The organism is Streptomyces sp. E2N166, assembly GCF_003671715.1.
Lineage (GTDB): Bacteria > Actinomycetota > Actinomycetes > Streptomycetales > Streptomycetaceae > Streptomyces > Streptomyces thinghirensis.
This window is the reverse complement of record NZ_RAIF01000020.1, coordinates 29882-46430: the sequence shown is the minus strand read 5'-3', so window position 1 is coordinate 46430 and position 16549 is coordinate 29882. Positions and strand designations below refer to the sequence as shown.

Here is a 16549-nt window from a genome sequence, read left to right as displayed (position 1 = left end):
CCGCCATGCCACCAGCCAGGAAACGCGCCCGCGCCTACGACCCCGCCAGGACCCGCACCGCCGTGCTGGCCCAGTTCGCAAACGTACGGGCGGCCGTCCGTACCCTCACCCCAGGGCAGCTCGACCTGCCGACCCGGCTCGGCGACTGGACCGTACGGGAGCTGGTCGCACACATCGGGACAGCGTTGGCGGTGGTGGACCGGCTGCTCGGCGAGCCGGAGCCGACGCGGCAGGACGGGCACCTGCTCGACTGGCCGTTCGCGATCGCCGCCGACGCGGACGCCATCGCCGGCACCGCCCGGCGCCTCGCGGCCGAGCACCCCGACCTCGACGCCCACCTCGCCGAGGCCGAGCGGCGCCTCACCGACCGCCTCGACGCGCACCCCGGCAGCCGGCTGCTGCCCACCAACGCGGGCGTGCTGCCGCTGGCCGACTACGTCGTCACCCGCACCGTCGAGCTGGTCGTCCACACCGACGACCTGAACGCCGCCGTGCCGGGCCTCGACGTGCCGTACGACCGGCAGGCCCTGGCCGCCGCGACCCGGCTGCTGGCCGACGCGCTCGCCGCCAGGGCACCCGGCGGCTCCACGGAGGTGCGGATCCCGCCGTACGCCGTCGTGCAGTGCGTCGAGGGTCCCCGGCACACCCGCGGAACCCCGCCCAACGTCGTCGAGACCGACCCGCTGACCTGGGTGCGGCTGGCCACCGGGCGGCTGGCCTGGGAGGACGCCGTGGCCGGGGCGAAGGTGAGCGCGAGCGGGGAGCGGGCCGACCTCGGGGGACTGCTGCCGCTGCTCAGGTGACGCAGGGGACGACGAAGGCGAACGGAAAGAGGGGAACCAGTTCCTCCGCACCTCCGTCGAATGGGCATGTACAGGCAGAAGCAGCGCAGTATGACCCTGACCGTGGCGGCAGCCGTCGCGCTCGTGCCGCTCGCGGCGGCCTGCGGCAGTGAGAAGGCCGACGGCGGCAGCGGCTCCGTCGGCGCGGGCATGCCCCTCACCGGCGTCCAGTGGAGCATCGACAGCGTCACCGTGGACGGCACCACCCACCGGGCACCGGACGCGGCGCGGGTCCGGATCGACGACAGCGGCGAAGCGGCGGGCAGCACCGGCTGCAACACCTTCAGCGCCCGCGCCGACGTCGACGGTGAGCGCGTCCGGCTCAGCGACGCCATGTTCACCGAGAAGGCCTGCGAGAAGACGCCCATCGACTTCGAGAAGTCCCTCGGCCGCGCGCTCACCACCGGCCCGCTCACCACGAGGACAGAGGGCGAGCGGCTGACCCTCACCACCTCCGGCGGTGACACCGTCCGGCTCAGCAAGCAGCCGGACGCACCCCTCCACGGCACGACGTGGACCGTCACGGCCCCGGGCCAGAAGGACGCGGACCAGGAGGAAACGGGCCAGAAGGACACCGACGGGAAGGGCGGTGCGCGCCTCACCTTCGACCGCGACGCGAAGACCGTCTCCGGCCGCCTCCCCTGCAACCGCGTCAACGCCGAGGCCACCGTCAGCGACGGACATATCACCCTCGGCGCTCCGGCCACCACCCGAATGGTGTGCGAAGGCTCACTCATGGACGCCGAGAAGCGGATACTGCGCCTCTTCGACGGCCGGGTCGACTATCGGATCGATCAAGAAACCCTGACGCTGACCAGCGAAGACGGCACTACGGTCCGAGCCGTCGCCGAGCGGTGACCCGCACGTGAGCCCATGTCACCAATTCGGACCAGTGGTCGATCTCGCCTACACTCGAAGACGTGCCACGTGGTGACGGTCGACTCAATCACGATCTGCTTCCCGGTGAGAAGGGCCCCCAGGACGCTTGCGGCGTCTTCGGTGTCTGGGCCCCGGGCGAAGAGGTCGCAAAGCTCACGTACTTCGGGCTCTACGCCCTCCAGCATCGGGGCCAGGAATCCGCGGGAATCGCGGTCAGCAACGGCTCCCAGATCCTCGTCTTCAAGGACATGGGCCTCGTTTCCCAGGTCTTCGACGAGACCTCTCTCGGTTCGCTCCAGGGTCACATCGCGGTCGGTCACGCCCGCTACTCGACCACCGGCGCCTCCGTGTGGGAGAACGCCCAGCCGACGTTCCGTGCCACCGCGCAGGGCTCCATCGCGCTCGGGCACAACGGCAACCTCGTCAACACCGCCCAGCTCGCCGAGATGGTCGCCGACCTGCCCAAGCAGGACGGGCGCTCGACGCGGGTCGCGGCGACCAACGACACCGACCTGGTCACCGCCCTGCTCGCGGGCCAGGTGGACGACGACGGCAAGCCGCTGACCATCGAAGAGGCGGCCGGCAAGGTGCTGCCCGAGGTGCGCGGCGCCTTCAGCCTCGTCTTCATGGACGAGCACACCCTCTACGCCGCCCGTGACCCGCAGGGCATCCGCCCGCTGGTCCTCGGTCGCCTGGAGCGCGGCTGGGTGGTCGCCTCCGAGTCCGCCGCGCTCGACATCTGCGGCGCCTCCTACGTCCGCGAGATCGAGCCGGGCGAGTTCGTCGCCATCGACGAGAACGGTCTGCGAACTTCCCGATTCGCGGAAGCGAAGCCCAAGGGCTGTGTCTTCGAGTACGTCTACCTGGCCCGCCCGGACACCGACATCGCCGGCCGCAACGTCTACCTCTCGCGTGTCGAGATGGGCCGCAGACTGGCGAAGGAGGCGCCCGCCGAGGCGGACCTCGTCATAGCGACCCCGGAATCGGGCACTCCCGCCGCGATCGGCTACGCCGAGGCCTCCGGCATCCCCTTCGGCGCCGGTCTGGTGAAGAACGCCTACGTCGGCCGTACCTTCATCCAGCCCTCGCAGACCATCCGCCAGCTCGGCATCCGGCTGAAGCTGAACCCCTTGAAGGAAGTCATCAAGGGCAAGCGGCTGGTCGTCGTCGACGACTCCATCGTCCGCGGCAACACCCAGCGGGCCCTGGTCCGCATGCTCCGCGAGGCCGGCGCCGCCGAGATCCACATCCGGATCTCCTCCCCGCCGGTGAAGTGGCCCTGCTTCTTCGGCATCGACTTCGCCACCCGCGCCGAGCTCATCGCCAACGGCATGAGCGTCGAGGAGATCGGCACCTCCATGGGCGCCGACTCCCTGGCGTACATCTCCATCGACGGCATGATCGAGGCGACCACCATCGCCAAGCCGAACCTGTGCCGCGCCTGCTTCGACGGCGAGTACCCGATGGAGCTCCCCGACCCCGAGCTGCTCGGCAAGCAGCTCCTGGAGACCGAGCTGGCCGCCGGGCCCGCCGGTACGGCCGCCACCGACGCCATCCGTCGCCCGTAGCCGTCCGCCTCCCTGGCCTGCCTTCCTGCCGTACGACACAAAGGTTCTCATCGTCATGCCTGACACAACTGGTGCCAGCTACGCAGCCGCCGGCGTCGACATCGAGGCGGGCGACCGCGCCGTCGAGCTGATGAAGGAGTGGGTGAAGAAGACCCAGCGCCCCGAGGTCCTCGGTGGCCTCGGCGGCTTCGCCGGTCTCTTCGACGCCTCCGCCCTCAAGCGCTACGAGCGCCCCCTGCTCGCCTCCGCCACGGACGGCGTCGGCACCAAGGTCGACATCGCCCGGCAGCTGGGCGTCTACGACACCATCGGCCACGACCTGGTCGCCATGGTCATGGACGACATCGTGGTGTGCGGCGCCGAGCCGCTCTTCATGACCGACTACATCTGCGTCGGCAAGGTCCACCCCGAGCGCGTCGCCGCGATCGTCAAGGGCATCGCCGAGGGCTGTGTGCTCGCCGGGTGCGCTCTGGTGGGCGGCGAGACGGCCGAGCACCCGGGCCTGCTGGGCGAGGACGACTTCGACGTCGCGGGCGCCGGTACGGGCGTCGTGGAGGCCGACCGGCTGCTCGGCGCGGGTCGCATCCGTAAGGGTGACGCGGTGATCGCCATGGCGTCCTCCGGGCTTCACTCGAACGGGTACTCGCTCGTCCGCCACGTCCTGCTGAACGAGGGGGGCCTGTCCCTGGACGCGCACCTCGACGGCCTGGGCCGCACCCTCGGCGAGGAGCTGCTGGAGCCCACCAAGATCTACTCCCTGGACTGCCTGGCCCTCATGCGCACCACCGACGTCCACGCCTTCAGCCACGTCACCGGTGGCGGTCTCGCCGCCAACCTGGCCCGCGTGCTCCCCGACGGCCTGCACGCCGTCGTCGACCGCTCCACCTGGGCCCCGGGCGCGATCTTCGACCTCGTCGGCACGACGGGCCGGGTGGAGCGCCTCGAGCTGGAGAAGACCCTCAACATGGGCGTGGGCATGATCGCCATCGTCCCCGAGGAGTCGACGGGCGTGGCACTGGCGACCCTGGCCGACCGCGGTGTGGACGCCTGGGTGGCCGGTGAGATCACCGACCGCGACGACCACGAGACGGGCGCGGCGCTGGTGGGCGACTACGCCGTCTGAGACGCGGGTAGCACAGAACCCGGTCGGTGACAGAAGCCACCGACCGGGAAGGTGTTCAGTGCAAGGTCAAGCGCCGCGTCGCTGTTGAGACGGGGACTGGCCGTCCTCGTCCTCGTCGTCGTCCTCATAGAGGTCGGCGTACTTTGCGTACACGTCATCGTCTTGCTCATCGTCCTCGAATTGCCCGCCGTTAGGCGGTTGCGGATTCGATGGCGATGCGCCCAGCTCCTCGGCCAGGCGGGAGAGATCAGTCCCACCGCTGTTGTACTTCAGCTGGCGGGCGACCTTCGTCTGCTTGGCCTTGGCCCGGCCGCGCCCCATGGCTCGACCCCCTCAACGACGGGGCTCGACGGCCCCAGAGTCTTGACACGCGTTCATGGTCCGGAACGGGCTCCCCGTGGAGAGACCGGTCCGTAGGGCTTCCACGGTACCTGAGCCCACGCCCATACGGTACGTCGCCCGCAGCACGTGGTCATGCCCAGGACCTTCGAGGCGCCCCGTCCTCGCTGGTCAACGGCGATTTTAACCACCTTTCGACGGTCGACCCGCCGGGATAAGTGAGAGTTCTCTCCAACTGCCCCCCGACGGGTACCGGTCAAACCTGCGAAGACCCCGCCCGACCAGCGCGCGGTCACCGCCGGGTACGCGCCTCCGCCATCCGCTGCTCGGCGATCCGGTCGGCCGCCGCGGCCGGCGGAATACCGTCATCCTTCGCACGTGCGAATATGGCCAGCGTGGTGTCGTAGATCCGCGCCGCCTTCGCCTTGCACCGGTCGAAGTCGAAGCCGTGCAGCTCGTCGGCGACCTGGATGACGCCGCCGGCGTTCACCACGTAGTCCGGCGCGTAGAGGATCCCGCGGTCGGCGAGGTCCTTCTCCACACCTGGGTGCGCGAGTTGGTTGTTGGCCGCGCCGCACACCACCTTGGCGGTCAGCACCGGCACGGTGTCGTCGTTCAGCGCGCCGCCCAGCGCGCAGGGGGCGTAGATGTCCAGGCCGTCGACGCGGATCAGTTCCTCGGTGTCCCGGACGGCCAGCACGTCAGGGTGCCGCTCGGTGACGCGCCGTACGGCGTCCTCACGCACGTCCGTCACGAAGACCTCGGCGCCCTCCGCCACGAGGTGGTCGACCAGGTGGTGACCGACCTTGCCGATGCCGGCGATGCCGACGCGCCTGGCGCGCAGCGTCGGGTCACCCCACAGGTGCTGGGCGGAGGCGCGCATGCCCTGGTAGACGCCGAAGGCGGTGAGCACGGACGAGTCGCCGGCGCCGCCGTTCTCGGGGGAGCGGCCGGTGGTCCAGCGGCACTCGCGTGCCACGACGTCCATGTCGGCGACGTACGTGCCGACGTCGCACGCGGTGACGTACCGGCCGCCGAGCGAGGCGACGCACCGGCCGTAGGCGAGGAGCAGCTCCTCGGACTTGACCTGCGCCGGGTCGCCGATGATCACGGCCTTGCCGCCGCCGTGCTCGAGACCGGCCATGGCGTTCTTGTACGACATCCCGCGCGCGAGGTTCAGCGCGTCGGCGACGGCGTCCGCCTCGCTCGCGTACGGGTAGAAGCGCGTACCGCCGAGCGCGGGGCCCAGGGCGGTGGAATGGATGGCGATGACGGCCTTGAGGCCGCTGGCACGGTCCTGGCAGAGCACGACTTGCTCATGACCCCCCTGCTCCGAGTGGAACAGGGTGTGCAGTACATCAGCAGGTGCGCCGGTTACGTCGGTCACGGTGGTGACTCCTGTGTAGGTGCGGCGGGTGAAGACGGTCCCCGTGCGGGTGGCGGGGACTTTGGCATGAGATTAGAGCCTGCCGGTGCCCGCCCGCCGCACAGTGCTCAGGATCACCTCCGCACGGAGTACGGGCGTGCGACGATTTGCAGAGATTCCCGCGCGTTTGTGATCGCTTCCCGCAGGTTTTCGCGGCGGTGCGCGGGGGAGGGAGCAGGCGTGCCCAAGGTGTCCTCGGTGATCATTCCTTACGCCGCGTACTTGCGCGTGTACGAACCGCTGGCCGCCTTCCCGGAGGAGGAACGCGGCCACTGGTCCCGTTACGCCCGCCGCACCGACCTGCCCTCCTACCAGGACGAGCTGCGCCGCTCCCTGGCCGACCTGCTGCCCACCCCGCCCGTGGCGGTGCCGGTGCACGAGAGCGCGGACGCCTTCGTGACCGAGGTCGACGGCGTGGTCTGCGTCTGCCCCTGGCGGACCCGGCTGCGCGGCTGGCAGGCCCTGGGGGAGCTGGCCGAGGACTTCCCGGAACCGGTGCTGGACGCCCTGCTCCCACCGGTCGTACGCCGCGAGAGTGCCCAGGACTACGGGCGCTGGCTGGAGCGCAACCCGGACGCCCGCCCCTGGATCCGCACCGCGACCTGGCAGGTGCCGATCAACTGGTTCGTGCTGGTCTCCGACGCGGAGCGGGAGTACGACAAGGGCGGCGACGGCGAAGGGGCGGCGGCACCGGTGCTGCGCTACCGGACGCCGATGGTGCAGGCCCGCCGGCGGGTGGCCCGGGGCCTGCGGGCCCTGAAGGAGGCCATGGACGAGGGGCCGCTCATCGACGGCCTGGTGGACGTGGGGCGCTGGCTGGAGGAGTTCCACCCGCGGTCACTGGTCGAGCTGGACTACGGCGGGCTCGTGCACGCCCTGCCGGCCGGTGAGTTGGAGGACGACCACTCCGCGGCGGACGTGGCCGAGGGCATCGAGGCGCTGCGCCACGGCGACGGGGCCACGGCGGGGGCCGCGTACGGGCGGCTGGTGGAGCGCTGGCGGGCGGTCCGGGACCGGCGGTCTGCGAACTGACGTTTGACGTACCGCCCGATGTGGGGTTTCGTCTTCCGATCCGACACTTGCCCGGTGTGGGCTGATGTTCTGTCAACAAGGGACGTAGGTCCCGTTCCGGGCGTAAGCGTCAAGCGTGACGGACCGCACGTACATCACTCTTGCGCCGCTTCCCCCTCCTCATGCCAAAATAGGACAAGGAGTCCGGGGAGGGCTCCTTCCGTCCTGCCGTGATGCACTGTGGGCGGAATCTCCGCATTGCACGCTTTGGGGGGTCTGATGGTAGGTCCGGTGACCCCTGATCGCCCTGTGACTGATCGTCACAGTGGCGTGACTGTCCGCTATGGCATGGTCCATCGGCTTCCGTCGCTGATGAACACCTGGGAGGGCAATTCCATCGGTTTGGCCGACGCGGCTGGACGGATGGTGTAGTTGTAGTGCCGAGGACAAGCCGTTCGTCCTATAACCGACTCGACTCGCGTCCGCCATTTCGGGCAACGCGGGTCAAGGTGCAGAATTTAGAGGAAAGAACCGAGAAGGTTCGGTTCTCCCGAGGAGGCCGCTCATGACCGCTCGCACCCCTGATGCCGAGCCGCTGCTGACCCCGGCTGAGGTCGCCACCATGTTCCGCGTCGACCCGAAGACGGTCACGCGCTGGGCGAAGGCCGGCAAGCTCACGTCGATCCGCACGCTCGGCGGGCATCGCCGCTACCGCGAAGCCGAGGTCCGCGCTCTGCTCGCGGGCATTCCGCAGCAGCGCAGCGAGGCCTGAACAACTGAATAACCGGGCAAAACGGCAGGTCCCCCAACCCGCCGAGGCGCTCGGAACCACAGCTCCAAACGACGTCGTTCCTGCCCCAACAGGGGTGCGTCGTGGATCGCGCTGGACTCCGCCGGGTCCAGCGCGATCTTTTTTGTGTCCGGTCCTGTGCCTGGTGAGGGCCTGTCGGCCGGCTCTGTGAGCGGGCTTGTCGGAGTCTGGGGAGGGGTGTCGGATCAGCTGTGCGCGCGCCCTGGAAGGTAGTGCAATTGCACATATTAAATTGACTACTTGTAGGAGAGCCGTAAGTGCCACGGTTTCCAAAACTCATGCGGTGACACCCGTCACACGGCGCGATGCTTGTTGGCTCTGGCGTATGTGCGCTAGAGGAGGCGTGGGCTCCAGTAGGTCTGCATGGCAAGGGTGTTGGGGCCGACGGGGATCACGCGGTGGACGCGCTCCCGTCCTCGACGCCGTCTTGACGGCCCGTCGGGGACTGGGGGACGGGTGAGTCCAACGCCAGCCGGAGCAGCCGGTGGCAGATCGGACAGTGGCGCGTCAGATGACGGTACGACGTAGCGGCCGACAGATGTGCGCGGAGCAGGGCCCGCGTCTCGTGCCTGACCGATGCCGCCATACGCCACCTCCAGGGGTCGCACGGAGAACGTGCCCTGTCCATTGGAGTACCGAGCGAATGTGACGCCGTCAAGGCCGCGAGAGGGGCGCTCAGGGCCTTCTGGGGGCGAGGGGGTCGGATGCGACGAGTGGGAAGCACGCGAAGAGGGCCCGGACGCAAGCGAAGAGGGCCCGCACCGATCGGTGCGGGCCCTCTTCGCTGCGGTCCTGACGGGATTCGCTGTACCCGATGGCGGCTGCGCCGCGGGCGCGGCCTCCACCTTGGCAGGGTGGCGGGTGGCGCGCAGGAGGCGGGATCGAGTGGGTGAATGAGACAAGTGGACCCGCACCGATCGGTGCGGGTCCACTTCGCTGCGGTCCTGACGGGATTTGAACCCGCGGCCTCCACCTTGACAGGGTGGCGAGCACTCCAAACTGCTCCACAGGACCAGGTTTTGCTGCGCTTTCTTGCCCTTGCGCTGCGAGAAGAGACTCTACAGGAGGGCGAGCCCCTAGGGCGAACTCACCCTCCGTGCGCACCTCGTCACGAGGTCTGCTACGGCGCGAGCGCGTCGATCGCCTTCACGATCCGCTTGTCGGAGACGGGGTACGCCGTGCCCAGCGCGTGCGCGAAGTAGCTGACCCGCAGCTCCTCGATCATCCAGCGGACGTCCAGGACCTGCTGCGGAACCGGCCGCCCCTGCGGCATCTGCTCCAGCAGCCACGCGTACTCGTCGCGCATCTCGTGGACCTTCTCCATCCGGGACGTGTCCCGCTGGACGCCGGTCGGCATCTGCTGCAGCCGCCGGTCGGCGGCGACCAGGTAGCGCATCAGGTCCGGCAGCCGCTTGATTCCCGCCTCCGTGACGAAGCCGGGCTTCACCAGCGCGTCCAGCTGCCCGCGCACGTCCTGGAGGTTCGCCAGCAGCGCGGGACTCCGTACGGCCTTCAGGCGGCGCTCACAGGCCTGCCAGGCGGCCAGCACCTGCTGCACCTGCCCCACCGTACGGACGGTCGTGTCGACGATCTCCGCGCGGACCTTGTCGTAGAGCTTGCGGTACGACTCCTCGTCCCACGCCGGCCCTCCGAAGTCCGCGATCAGCTTGTCCGCCGCCGCCGTCGCGCAGTCGTCGAACAGGGCCTGGATCGAACCGTGCGGATTCGCGGACAGGTTCAGCTTCTGCTGGTTGGTCAGCTTCTCGGACGCGAACTTCGCGGGGCTGACCGGGATGTTGCGCAGGATCAGCCGGCGCGTGCCCTTCCACATCGCCTGCGCCTGCTCGGCCTCGGTGTCGAAGAGACGTACGGAGACGGTGTTCGCCGCCGGTCCGTCGTCGACCAGCGCCGGATACGCCCGCACCGGCTGACCCGCCCGACGCGTCTCGAAGACACGGGAGAGCGTGCCGATCGTCCATTCCGTCAGGCCGGCGCGCTCCAGGGACTCGCCGCCACTGCGCTCGGCGGTGGCCGCCGCGGCCTGGGAGAGGGCCTTGCGCGCCTTCGGCCTCAGACGGAGCTTCAGTGCCTCCAGATCCTTGTCCTCGGCCAGCTTGCGGCGCCGCTCGTCGACGATCCGGAAAGTGATCTTCAGGTGGTCGGGGACCCTCGACCAGTCGAAGTCCTCCGCGTCGAACGGCACCCCCACCATGCGCTTCAGTTCCCGCGCCATGGTCACCGTCAGCGGCTCCTGGAGCGGCACGGCCCGGTCGAGGAACGCCTGCGCGTAGTTCGGCGCCGGCACGTAGTTGCGGCGGATCGGTTTGGGCAGGGACCGGATCAGCTCCGTGACGACCTGCTCCCGCAGGCCCGGGATCTGCCAGTCGAAGCCCTCGTCCGTGACCTGGTTGAGCACCTGGAGCGGCACGTGGACGGTCACGCCGTCGGCGTCCGCGCCCGGCTCGAACTGGTACGTCACCCGGAACTTCAGCGGCCCCTGGCGCCAGGAGTCCGGATAGTCGTCCTTGGTGACCGCCCCCGCCTTCTCGTTGATGAGCATCTCGCGCTCGAAGTCGAGGAAGTCGGGCTGCTCGTGCCGCTTGTGCTTCCACCACGAGTCGAAGTGCGCACCCGACACGGCGTGTTCGGGCACCCGCTGGTCGTAGAAGTCGAACAGCGTCTCGTCGTCGACCAGGATGTCCCGGCGCCGGGCGCGGTGCTCCAGCTCCTCGACCTCGGTCAGCAGCTTGCGGTTGTCCGCGAAGAACTTGTGGTGCGTACGCCAGTCACCCTCCACCAGGGCGTTGCGGATGAACAGCTCGCGGCTGACCTCCGGATCGATCCGCCCGTAGTTCACCTTGCGCTGCGCCACGATCGGCACGCCGTACAGCGTGACCTTCTCGTACGCCATGACGGCCGCCTGGTCCTTCTCCCAGTGCGGCTCGCTGTAGGTGTGCTTGAGGAGGTGCCCGGCGAGCGGCTCCACCCACTCGGGCTCGATCTTCGCGTTGACGCGGGCCCAGAGCCGGGAGGTCTCCACCAGCTCGGCGGACATCACGAAACGCGGGGGCTTCTTGAAGAGCGCCGAGCCCGGGAAGATCGCGAACTTGGCGCCGCGCGCGCCCAGGTACTCGTTCTTCGCGCCCTCCTTCACGTCCTTCATGCCGACGTGGGAGAGGAGCCCGGCCAGCAGCGAGACGTGGACGCGGTCGTCGGGAGCGGCGTCGTCCTCGTCGTTGAGGTGAAGGCCCATCTGCCTGGCGACCGTACGCAGTTGCGTGTAGATGTCCTGCCACTCGCGGATGCGCAGGAAGTTGAGGTACTCCTGCTTGCACATCCGGCGGAAGGACGACGAGCCCCGCTCCTTCTGCTGCTCGCGGACGTACCGCCAGAGGTTGAGGAAGGCCAGGAAGTCGCTGGTCTCGTCCTTGAAGCGGGCGTGCTGCTGGTCGGCCTGGGCCTGTTTCTCCGCCGGGCGCTCCCGCGGGTCCTGGATGGAGAGCGCCGCCGCTATGACCATGACCTCGCGGACACAGCCGTTCTTGTCGGCCTCCAGGACCATTCGCGCCAGCCGCGGGTCCACGGGCAGCTGGGCCAGCTTGCGGCCGGTGTCGGTCAGCCGCTTGCGTACGTCCTTCTGCCCGGGGTCGAGTGCGCCCAGTTCCTGGAGGAGCTGTACACCGTCGCGGATGTTGCGGTGGTCCGGCGGATCGATGAAGGGGAACTTCTCGATGTCGCCGAGGCCGGCCGCGGTCATCTGCAGGATGACGGAGGCGAGGTTGGTACGGAGGATCTCCGCGTCCGTGAATTCCGGCCGCGCGTCGAAGTCCTCCTCGGAGTAGAGCCGGACGCAGATGCCGTCGCTGGTCCGCCCGCAGCGGCCCTTGCGCTGGTTGGCGCTGGCCTGCGAGATCGGCTCGATCGGCAGCCGCTGCACCTTGGTGCGGTGGCTGTACCGGGAGATCCGGGCGAATCCGGGGTCGATGACGTACTTGATGCCCGGGACGGTCAGCGAGGTCTCGGCGACGTTGGTCGCCAGAACGATCCTGCGCCCGGTGTGCTGCTGGAACACCCGATGCTGCTCGGCGTGCGACAGCCGGGCGTACAACGGCAGCACCTCGGTGAATCTGTATCTCTTCTTCTCCAGCGCGTCGGCCGTGTCCCGGATCTCCCGCTCGCCGGAGAGGAAGACGAGGATGTCGCCCTTGCCCTCGCCCATCAGCTCCTCGACGGCGTCGGTGATCGCCGTGATCTGGTCGCGGTCGGCGTCGTCGCCCTCTTCTTCGAGAAGCGGCCGGTACCGGACCTCCACCGGATACGTCCGGCCGCTGACCTCGATGATCGGGGCGTCGCCGAAGTGCCGGGAGAAGCGCTCGGGGTCGATGGTCGCCGAGGTGATGACGACCTTGAGGTCAGGCCGCTTCGGCAGCAGCTGGGCGAGGTAGCCCAGCAGGAAGTCGATGTTGAGGGACCGCTCGTGTGCCTCGTCGATGATGATCGTGTCGTAGGCGCGCAGCTCGCGGTCGGTCTGGATCTCGGCGAGCAGGATGCCGTCCGTCATCAGCTTGATGAAGGTGGCGTCCGGGTTCACCTGGTCGGTGAACCGCACTTTCCAGCCGACGGCCTCACCGAGCGGCGTGTCCAGCTCGTCCGCCACCCGCTCGGCGACGGTGCGGGCGGCGATCCGCCGCGGCTGGGTGTGCCCGATCATGCCGCGGACACCGCGGCCGAGCTCGACACAGATCTTCGGAATCTGGGTGGTCTTCCCGGACCCCGTCTCACCGGCGACGATGACGACCTGGTGATCGCGGATGGCCTCCGCGATCACGTCCTTCTTCTGGCTGACGGGCAGCTGCTCGGGGTAGCTGACGGCGGGCACGCGGGCCCGGCGCTCACCGATGCGCAGCTCGGCCTTGGCCACCTCCGCCTCGATCTCGGCGAGAACGGCGGCGCGGGCCTCCGGCTTACGGATCTTCCGCGCACCCTCGAGCCTGCGGCCGAGCCGGTGCGCGTCGCGCAGGGACAGCTCGGTCAGCCGGGGGGCGAGGGTGCCGAGGGCGGGGGCGGGGTGCGTAGACATACGGGTCCCAGGATCTCATCCCCGCGAATTTCGTGGCGAACGATTTCTGTCCGGCCGCGCCGACCGTCCCCCGCGCAACACAAAACCCCCGTCGACGATCTCGACGGGGGTCGCATGTGGCTGGGGCCGGGGTCGAACCGGCGACCTATCGCTTTTCAGGCGATCGCTCGTACCAACTGAGCTACCCAGCCGCGAGGTTTCACGTGAAACCTCAGCGGTCCTGACGGGATTTGAACCCGCGGCCTCCACCTTGACAGGGTGGCGAGCACTCCAAACTGCTCCACAGGACCAAGCTTGTGTACGACAGTGTCGCACACCGTACTGCGTGCCCCCAACGGGATTCGAACCCGTGCTACCGCCTTGAAAGGGCGGCGTCCTAGGCCGCTAGACGATGAGGGCTATCGGCCCGCCTGGGCGCTTCTCAGCGCGTCGGGGACGTGAGAAGCATATGGGATGGCGGGAGGTATCGCCAAAACGGTTTACGGACGGCTGGGGGACGGGCCGGGCGGGGGCGAGCCCGCGCCGGACGGAGACGGCCCCGTGCCGGTGGGGGACGGGCTCGTGCCGGTGGGGGACGGGGTCGCGCCCGGCTGGTTCTCCTTGGGGAGGTGGCGGCTGACCTCGGCCGTCGTCAGGCCCAGGCCGCCCAGCTTGATCTCGTCCCAGGCCTGGAGGCGCCGGCTGTCCCGGTCGAAGTAGAGGATCGACGCCTGGATCGGGTCGGGGTGCTTGCCCTCGACCGCGCGCAGGCCGCTGCCGCCGGTGGAGCCCTCGATGCGCAGGCGGGTGCCGTACTTCATGAGCTCCATGTCCTCCCGGTGGACGTGACCGGCGAGGACCAGTGGCACCGCGCCGTCGACCTCCCGGGCCGCCGACGGCTCGTGGGCGACGGCGACGTCCACGGGGGTGCCGGCCGCGCTCTGGTCGCGCAGGGCGGAGGCCAGGCGCGCGCCGGCCAGTTCCTGGGAGGCCTCGGCACCGTCCGGCTTGGAGCGGTCGGGGGTGAACTGCGGGTCGCCGATGCCGGCGAAGCGCAGGCCCGCGACGGTCCGGGCCCGGCCGTCGTCCAGGACGTGCACGTTCTTGAGGCCCTTCAGATACTCCTGGGTGACGCGGGAGTCGTGGTTGCCGCGGACCCAGACGTAGGGGGCGCCGAGGTCCTCGATGGGGTCCAGGAAGCCGTTCTCCGTGGCCGTGCCGTGGTCCATCGTGTCGCCGGAGTCGACGATCACGTTCACCCTGTACTGCTCCACCAGCGAGGCGATGATTTTCCAGCTCGCCGGGTTCAGGTGGATGTCCGACACGTGCAGGACCCGGATCGTGGTCGGGTCGGGCTGGTAGGTGGGGAGCGTGGAGGTGGCGTCGTAGAGCTTGGTCACGTTCGTCACCAGGCGTGCGAGTTCCTGCTGGTAGACGTCGAACTCGGTGACGATGCTGCGCGCGTTGCCGACGAGGGAGGGCGCGGAGGAGAGCAGCCCGGAGAACCTCGGCTCCAGGACCGAGTCGGGGTTCCAGGTGGCGTACGCGGTGCCGCCGGAGGCGACCAGGAGCGTGAGGGCGAGGCCGCCGGCCGCGAGGGCGCGCCGGGGGCGCCGGTAGACGGCGAGGCCGAGGGCGGTGGCGCCGGTGACGACGGCGACGCAGGAACGGACGGCGAGGTCGAGGGTGCCGTGTTCGACGTCCCGGGCGACCTCGTCCTGGAGGCCGGAGAGGCGTTCGGGGCGGTCGACGAGTGCCTGGGCGCGGTCGGGGTCGAGCTGGTCGACGTTGACGTCGAGGCGGACCGGGGCGATGTGGCTGTCGAGCTGGAGGGCGCCCAGCGGTGAGACGTTGATCTTCGTGCCGCCGGTGACGGACGGGCGCAGGGTCATCGTCGTGTTCATGGGGCCGACGGGGACGCGGACGTCGCCCACGACGAGCAGGCCCAGCCAGGCGCCGAGCAGGACGACGGCGACGAGGCCGACGGCACGGGCCCAGGGGCGCGACCGGGGGGCGAGTTCGACCGCCGGGGACGTCCGGCGGGCGTGGTGGCGGCGGATGAGCGCGCGCGGTGCGTTGCGGATGGGGTTCATCACCTCGGCCAGGACGTGCGGGACTGCGGCTCGGACGCGGGCCATTGGTCCCGTATGCCCATGGCCCGGGGCGGGTATGCGGGGCGGCTGTGCCGAAGGCCGGCGCCGGCGGCTGTGTCGTATGCCACGGTCGTACCCGACAATGGGCATGTGCTGGAGATGACGCGCGAGGAGTTCGAGGAACTGGTCGCCGAGGCCCTGGACCGGATTCCGCCGGAGCTGACGCGGCTGATGGACAACGTGGCGGTGTTCGTCGAGGACGAACCGCCGACGGACGAGCCCGAGCTGCTCGGGCTGTACGAGGGGACGCCGCTGACCGAACGCGGGGAGTGGTACGCGGGCGTGCTGCCGGACCGGATCACCATCTACCGGGGGCCCACGCTGCGGTTCTGCGAGACGCGGGAGGACGTCGTCGCGGAGACGGAGGTGACGGTGGTCCACGAGATCGCGCACCACTTCGGGATCGACGACGCGCGGCTGCACGCCCTCGGATACGGGTGACGCGCTCGGGTCAAGGTCCGCCGCTCGTGGCGCGTGTCCTCTTGTGGGTGACGGGAGTTGGGCACGACGACTCCTTGACCCCCGGAGGTGGCCGCCCGTGCGCCCCTTGTACGTTCCCGTCCGTCTGGCCGCCACGGTCGTCGCCGTCGCCGCCGCCACCGGCTGTATGAGTGTCGGCGACGACGCGCCCGGCGGGGGTGCCAGGCCGTCGCAGTCCGCCGGGGAGCGGGGCGGCGGGGCATCCGACGGCGGCCCCGCGGCGACGGGCGGGAACGCCGGGTACGACGCGGCGGCCGCCGACAAGGACCGGGGGCGCGGCAAGGGGAAGAAGGACAAGGACGACGGCAAGGGCGAGGGCAAGGGCAAGGGCGAGAAGGAGGGCGGCGAGGGGGAGGACGCCTCCCCTTCGGTCCCGCCGCCCGACCGCCCGACCGGGGCACCACCGGCCAAGGGCGGGGGCGACGGGCCGGCGCCCACCCGTACGCCGCCCGCGGAGCCCAGCCGGACGGTCGAGCCCCAGCCGACGCAGCCCCCGGAGCCGCCCGCCTCGCCGACGCCGGAGCCGACGGTGGCGGAGCCGTCCTCGTCGGCGCACGAGCCGCCGGGGACGCAGCTGGCGCAGCGGGAGCCGGCACCCGAGGCCGGGGCCCCGGTGTAGGGCGAGCGGGCTCGCGCGAGGGCTCCGGCGCGGGGTGACAGCCCGGCTGAGCTGGGCATGTGCTACTCGGTTTGCCTTCAGGGGTGAGGGGTGCGTATGGTGGTAGATCGTTTGATCCCATTTGCCCGGCGCCACCGCAGAGCGCGCCGTGTGGCGCGTACTCTCTCCCTTGCCGTGGTGGACCGCATTGAGGCGGTCGTATTGCGAATCGCGATTCACGGAGTTGACGGGCGCGTGCC

The 16549-nt window shown here is 70.0% G+C and carries 13 protein-coding genes and 4 tRNA genes; 8 read left to right on the top strand and 9 right to left on the bottom strand.

Going from position 1 to position 16549, the window contains the following annotated elements:
• Positions 1-5: 5 nt before the first annotated feature.
• The 4 genes from EBH09_RS17090 (at position 6) to purM (ending at position 4412) form a co-directional block, all read left to right on the top strand.
• Positions 6-803 carry a maleylpyruvate isomerase family mycothiol-dependent enzyme gene (locus EBH09_RS17090; protein WP_121747874.1) on the top strand — a complete coding sequence of 266 codons (798 nt, stop codon included), beginning with the start codon at positions 6-8 and terminating at the stop codon, positions 801-803.
• Between the two features lie 66 nt (positions 804-869).
• On the top strand, positions 870-1700 hold the full coding sequence (locus EBH09_RS17085) for an META domain-containing protein (RefSeq protein WP_121747983.1): 831 nt from the start codon (positions 870-872) through the stop codon (positions 1698-1700).
• A gap of 62 nt (positions 1701-1762) precedes the next feature.
• Entirely contained in the window at positions 1763-3289 is a 1527-nt protein-coding gene (purF, locus tag EBH09_RS17080; RefSeq protein ID WP_121747873.1) for an amidophosphoribosyltransferase, read from the top strand.
• A 55-nt stretch (positions 3290-3344) separates the two neighbouring features.
• Positions 3345-4412 carry a phosphoribosylformylglycinamidine cyclo-ligase gene (purM, locus tag EBH09_RS17075; protein WP_121747872.1) on the top strand — a complete coding sequence of 356 codons (1068 nt, stop codon included), beginning with the start codon at positions 3345-3347 and terminating at the stop codon, positions 4410-4412.
• 66 nt (positions 4413-4478) lie between these two features.
• Here purM and EBH09_RS17070 read toward each other — a convergent pair whose 3' ends face one another.
• Together EBH09_RS17070 and EBH09_RS17065 are read right to left on the bottom strand one after the other, a co-directional pair.
• Positions 4479-4733 (bottom strand): DUF3073 domain-containing protein, encoded by a 255-nt coding sequence (locus tag EBH09_RS17070; protein ID WP_121747871.1) that lies wholly within the window; start codon positions 4731-4733, stop codon positions 4479-4481.
• Between the two features lie 310 nt (positions 4734-5043).
• Entirely contained in the window at positions 5044-6138 is a 1095-nt protein-coding gene (locus EBH09_RS17065) for a Glu/Leu/Phe/Val dehydrogenase dimerization domain-containing protein (protein ID WP_121747870.1), read from the bottom strand.
• Positions 6139-6357: 219 nt separating this feature from the next.
• On the opposite strand from EBH09_RS17065, the gene EBH09_RS17060 reads away from it, so the two are divergent.
• On the top strand, positions 6358-7209 hold the full coding sequence (locus tag EBH09_RS17060; protein ID WP_121747869.1) for a hypothetical protein: 852 nt from the start codon (positions 6358-6360) through the stop codon (positions 7207-7209).
• A gap of 544 nt (positions 7210-7753) precedes the next feature.
• Complete coding sequence (gene bldC / locus EBH09_RS17055; protein WP_003949541.1) at positions 7754-7960, top strand: developmental transcriptional regulator BldC; 207 nt, start codon at positions 7754-7756, stop codon at positions 7958-7960.
• 430 nt (positions 7961-8390) lie between these two features.
• Here the strand turns inward: bldC and EBH09_RS38965 are convergent, their stop codons facing one another.
• The 7 genes from EBH09_RS38965 to EBH09_RS17020 form a co-directional block, all read right to left on the bottom strand.
• The gene (locus tag EBH09_RS38965; protein ID WP_121747868.1) at positions 8391-8585 is read right to left on the bottom strand and encodes a DUF6274 family protein; all 195 of its coding nucleotides are present in this window, start codon (positions 8583-8585) and stop codon (positions 8391-8393) included.
• 353 nt (positions 8586-8938) lie between these two features.
• Positions 8939-9013 (bottom strand) — tRNA-Asp (locus EBH09_RS17045).
• Positions 9014-9119: 106 nt separating this feature from the next.
• Positions 9120-13079: an ATP-dependent RNA helicase HrpA gene (hrpA, locus tag EBH09_RS17040; RefSeq protein WP_121747867.1), complete on the bottom strand. Its 3960-nt coding sequence runs from the start codon at positions 13077-13079 to the stop codon at positions 9120-9122.
• 117 nt (positions 13080-13196) lie between these two features.
• Positions 13197-13270, bottom strand: a tRNA-Phe gene (locus EBH09_RS17035).
• A 24-nt stretch (positions 13271-13294) separates the two neighbouring features.
• Positions 13295-13369 (bottom strand) — tRNA-Asp (locus EBH09_RS17030).
• Positions 13370-13405: 36 nt separating this feature from the next.
• Positions 13406-13478, bottom strand: a tRNA-Glu gene (locus EBH09_RS17025).
• Positions 13479-13558: 80 nt separating this feature from the next.
• Complete coding sequence (locus EBH09_RS17020; protein WP_193776367.1) at positions 13559-15196, bottom strand: metallophosphoesterase; 1638 nt, start codon at positions 15194-15196, stop codon at positions 13559-13561.
• Between the two features lie 105 nt (positions 15197-15301).
• Here EBH09_RS17020 and EBH09_RS17015 point away from each other — a divergent pair, with 105 nt between their 5' ends.
• The gene (locus tag EBH09_RS17015) at positions 15302-15652 is read left to right on the top strand and encodes a metallopeptidase family protein (RefSeq protein WP_121747866.1); all 351 of its coding nucleotides are present in this window, start codon (positions 15302-15304) and stop codon (positions 15650-15652) included.
• A gap of 97 nt (positions 15653-15749) precedes the next feature.
• Positions 15750-16310, top strand: coding sequence for a hypothetical protein (locus EBH09_RS17010; protein ID WP_121747865.1), 561 nt, complete (start codon positions 15750-15752; stop codon positions 16308-16310).
• Positions 16311-16549 lie beyond the last annotated feature (239 nt).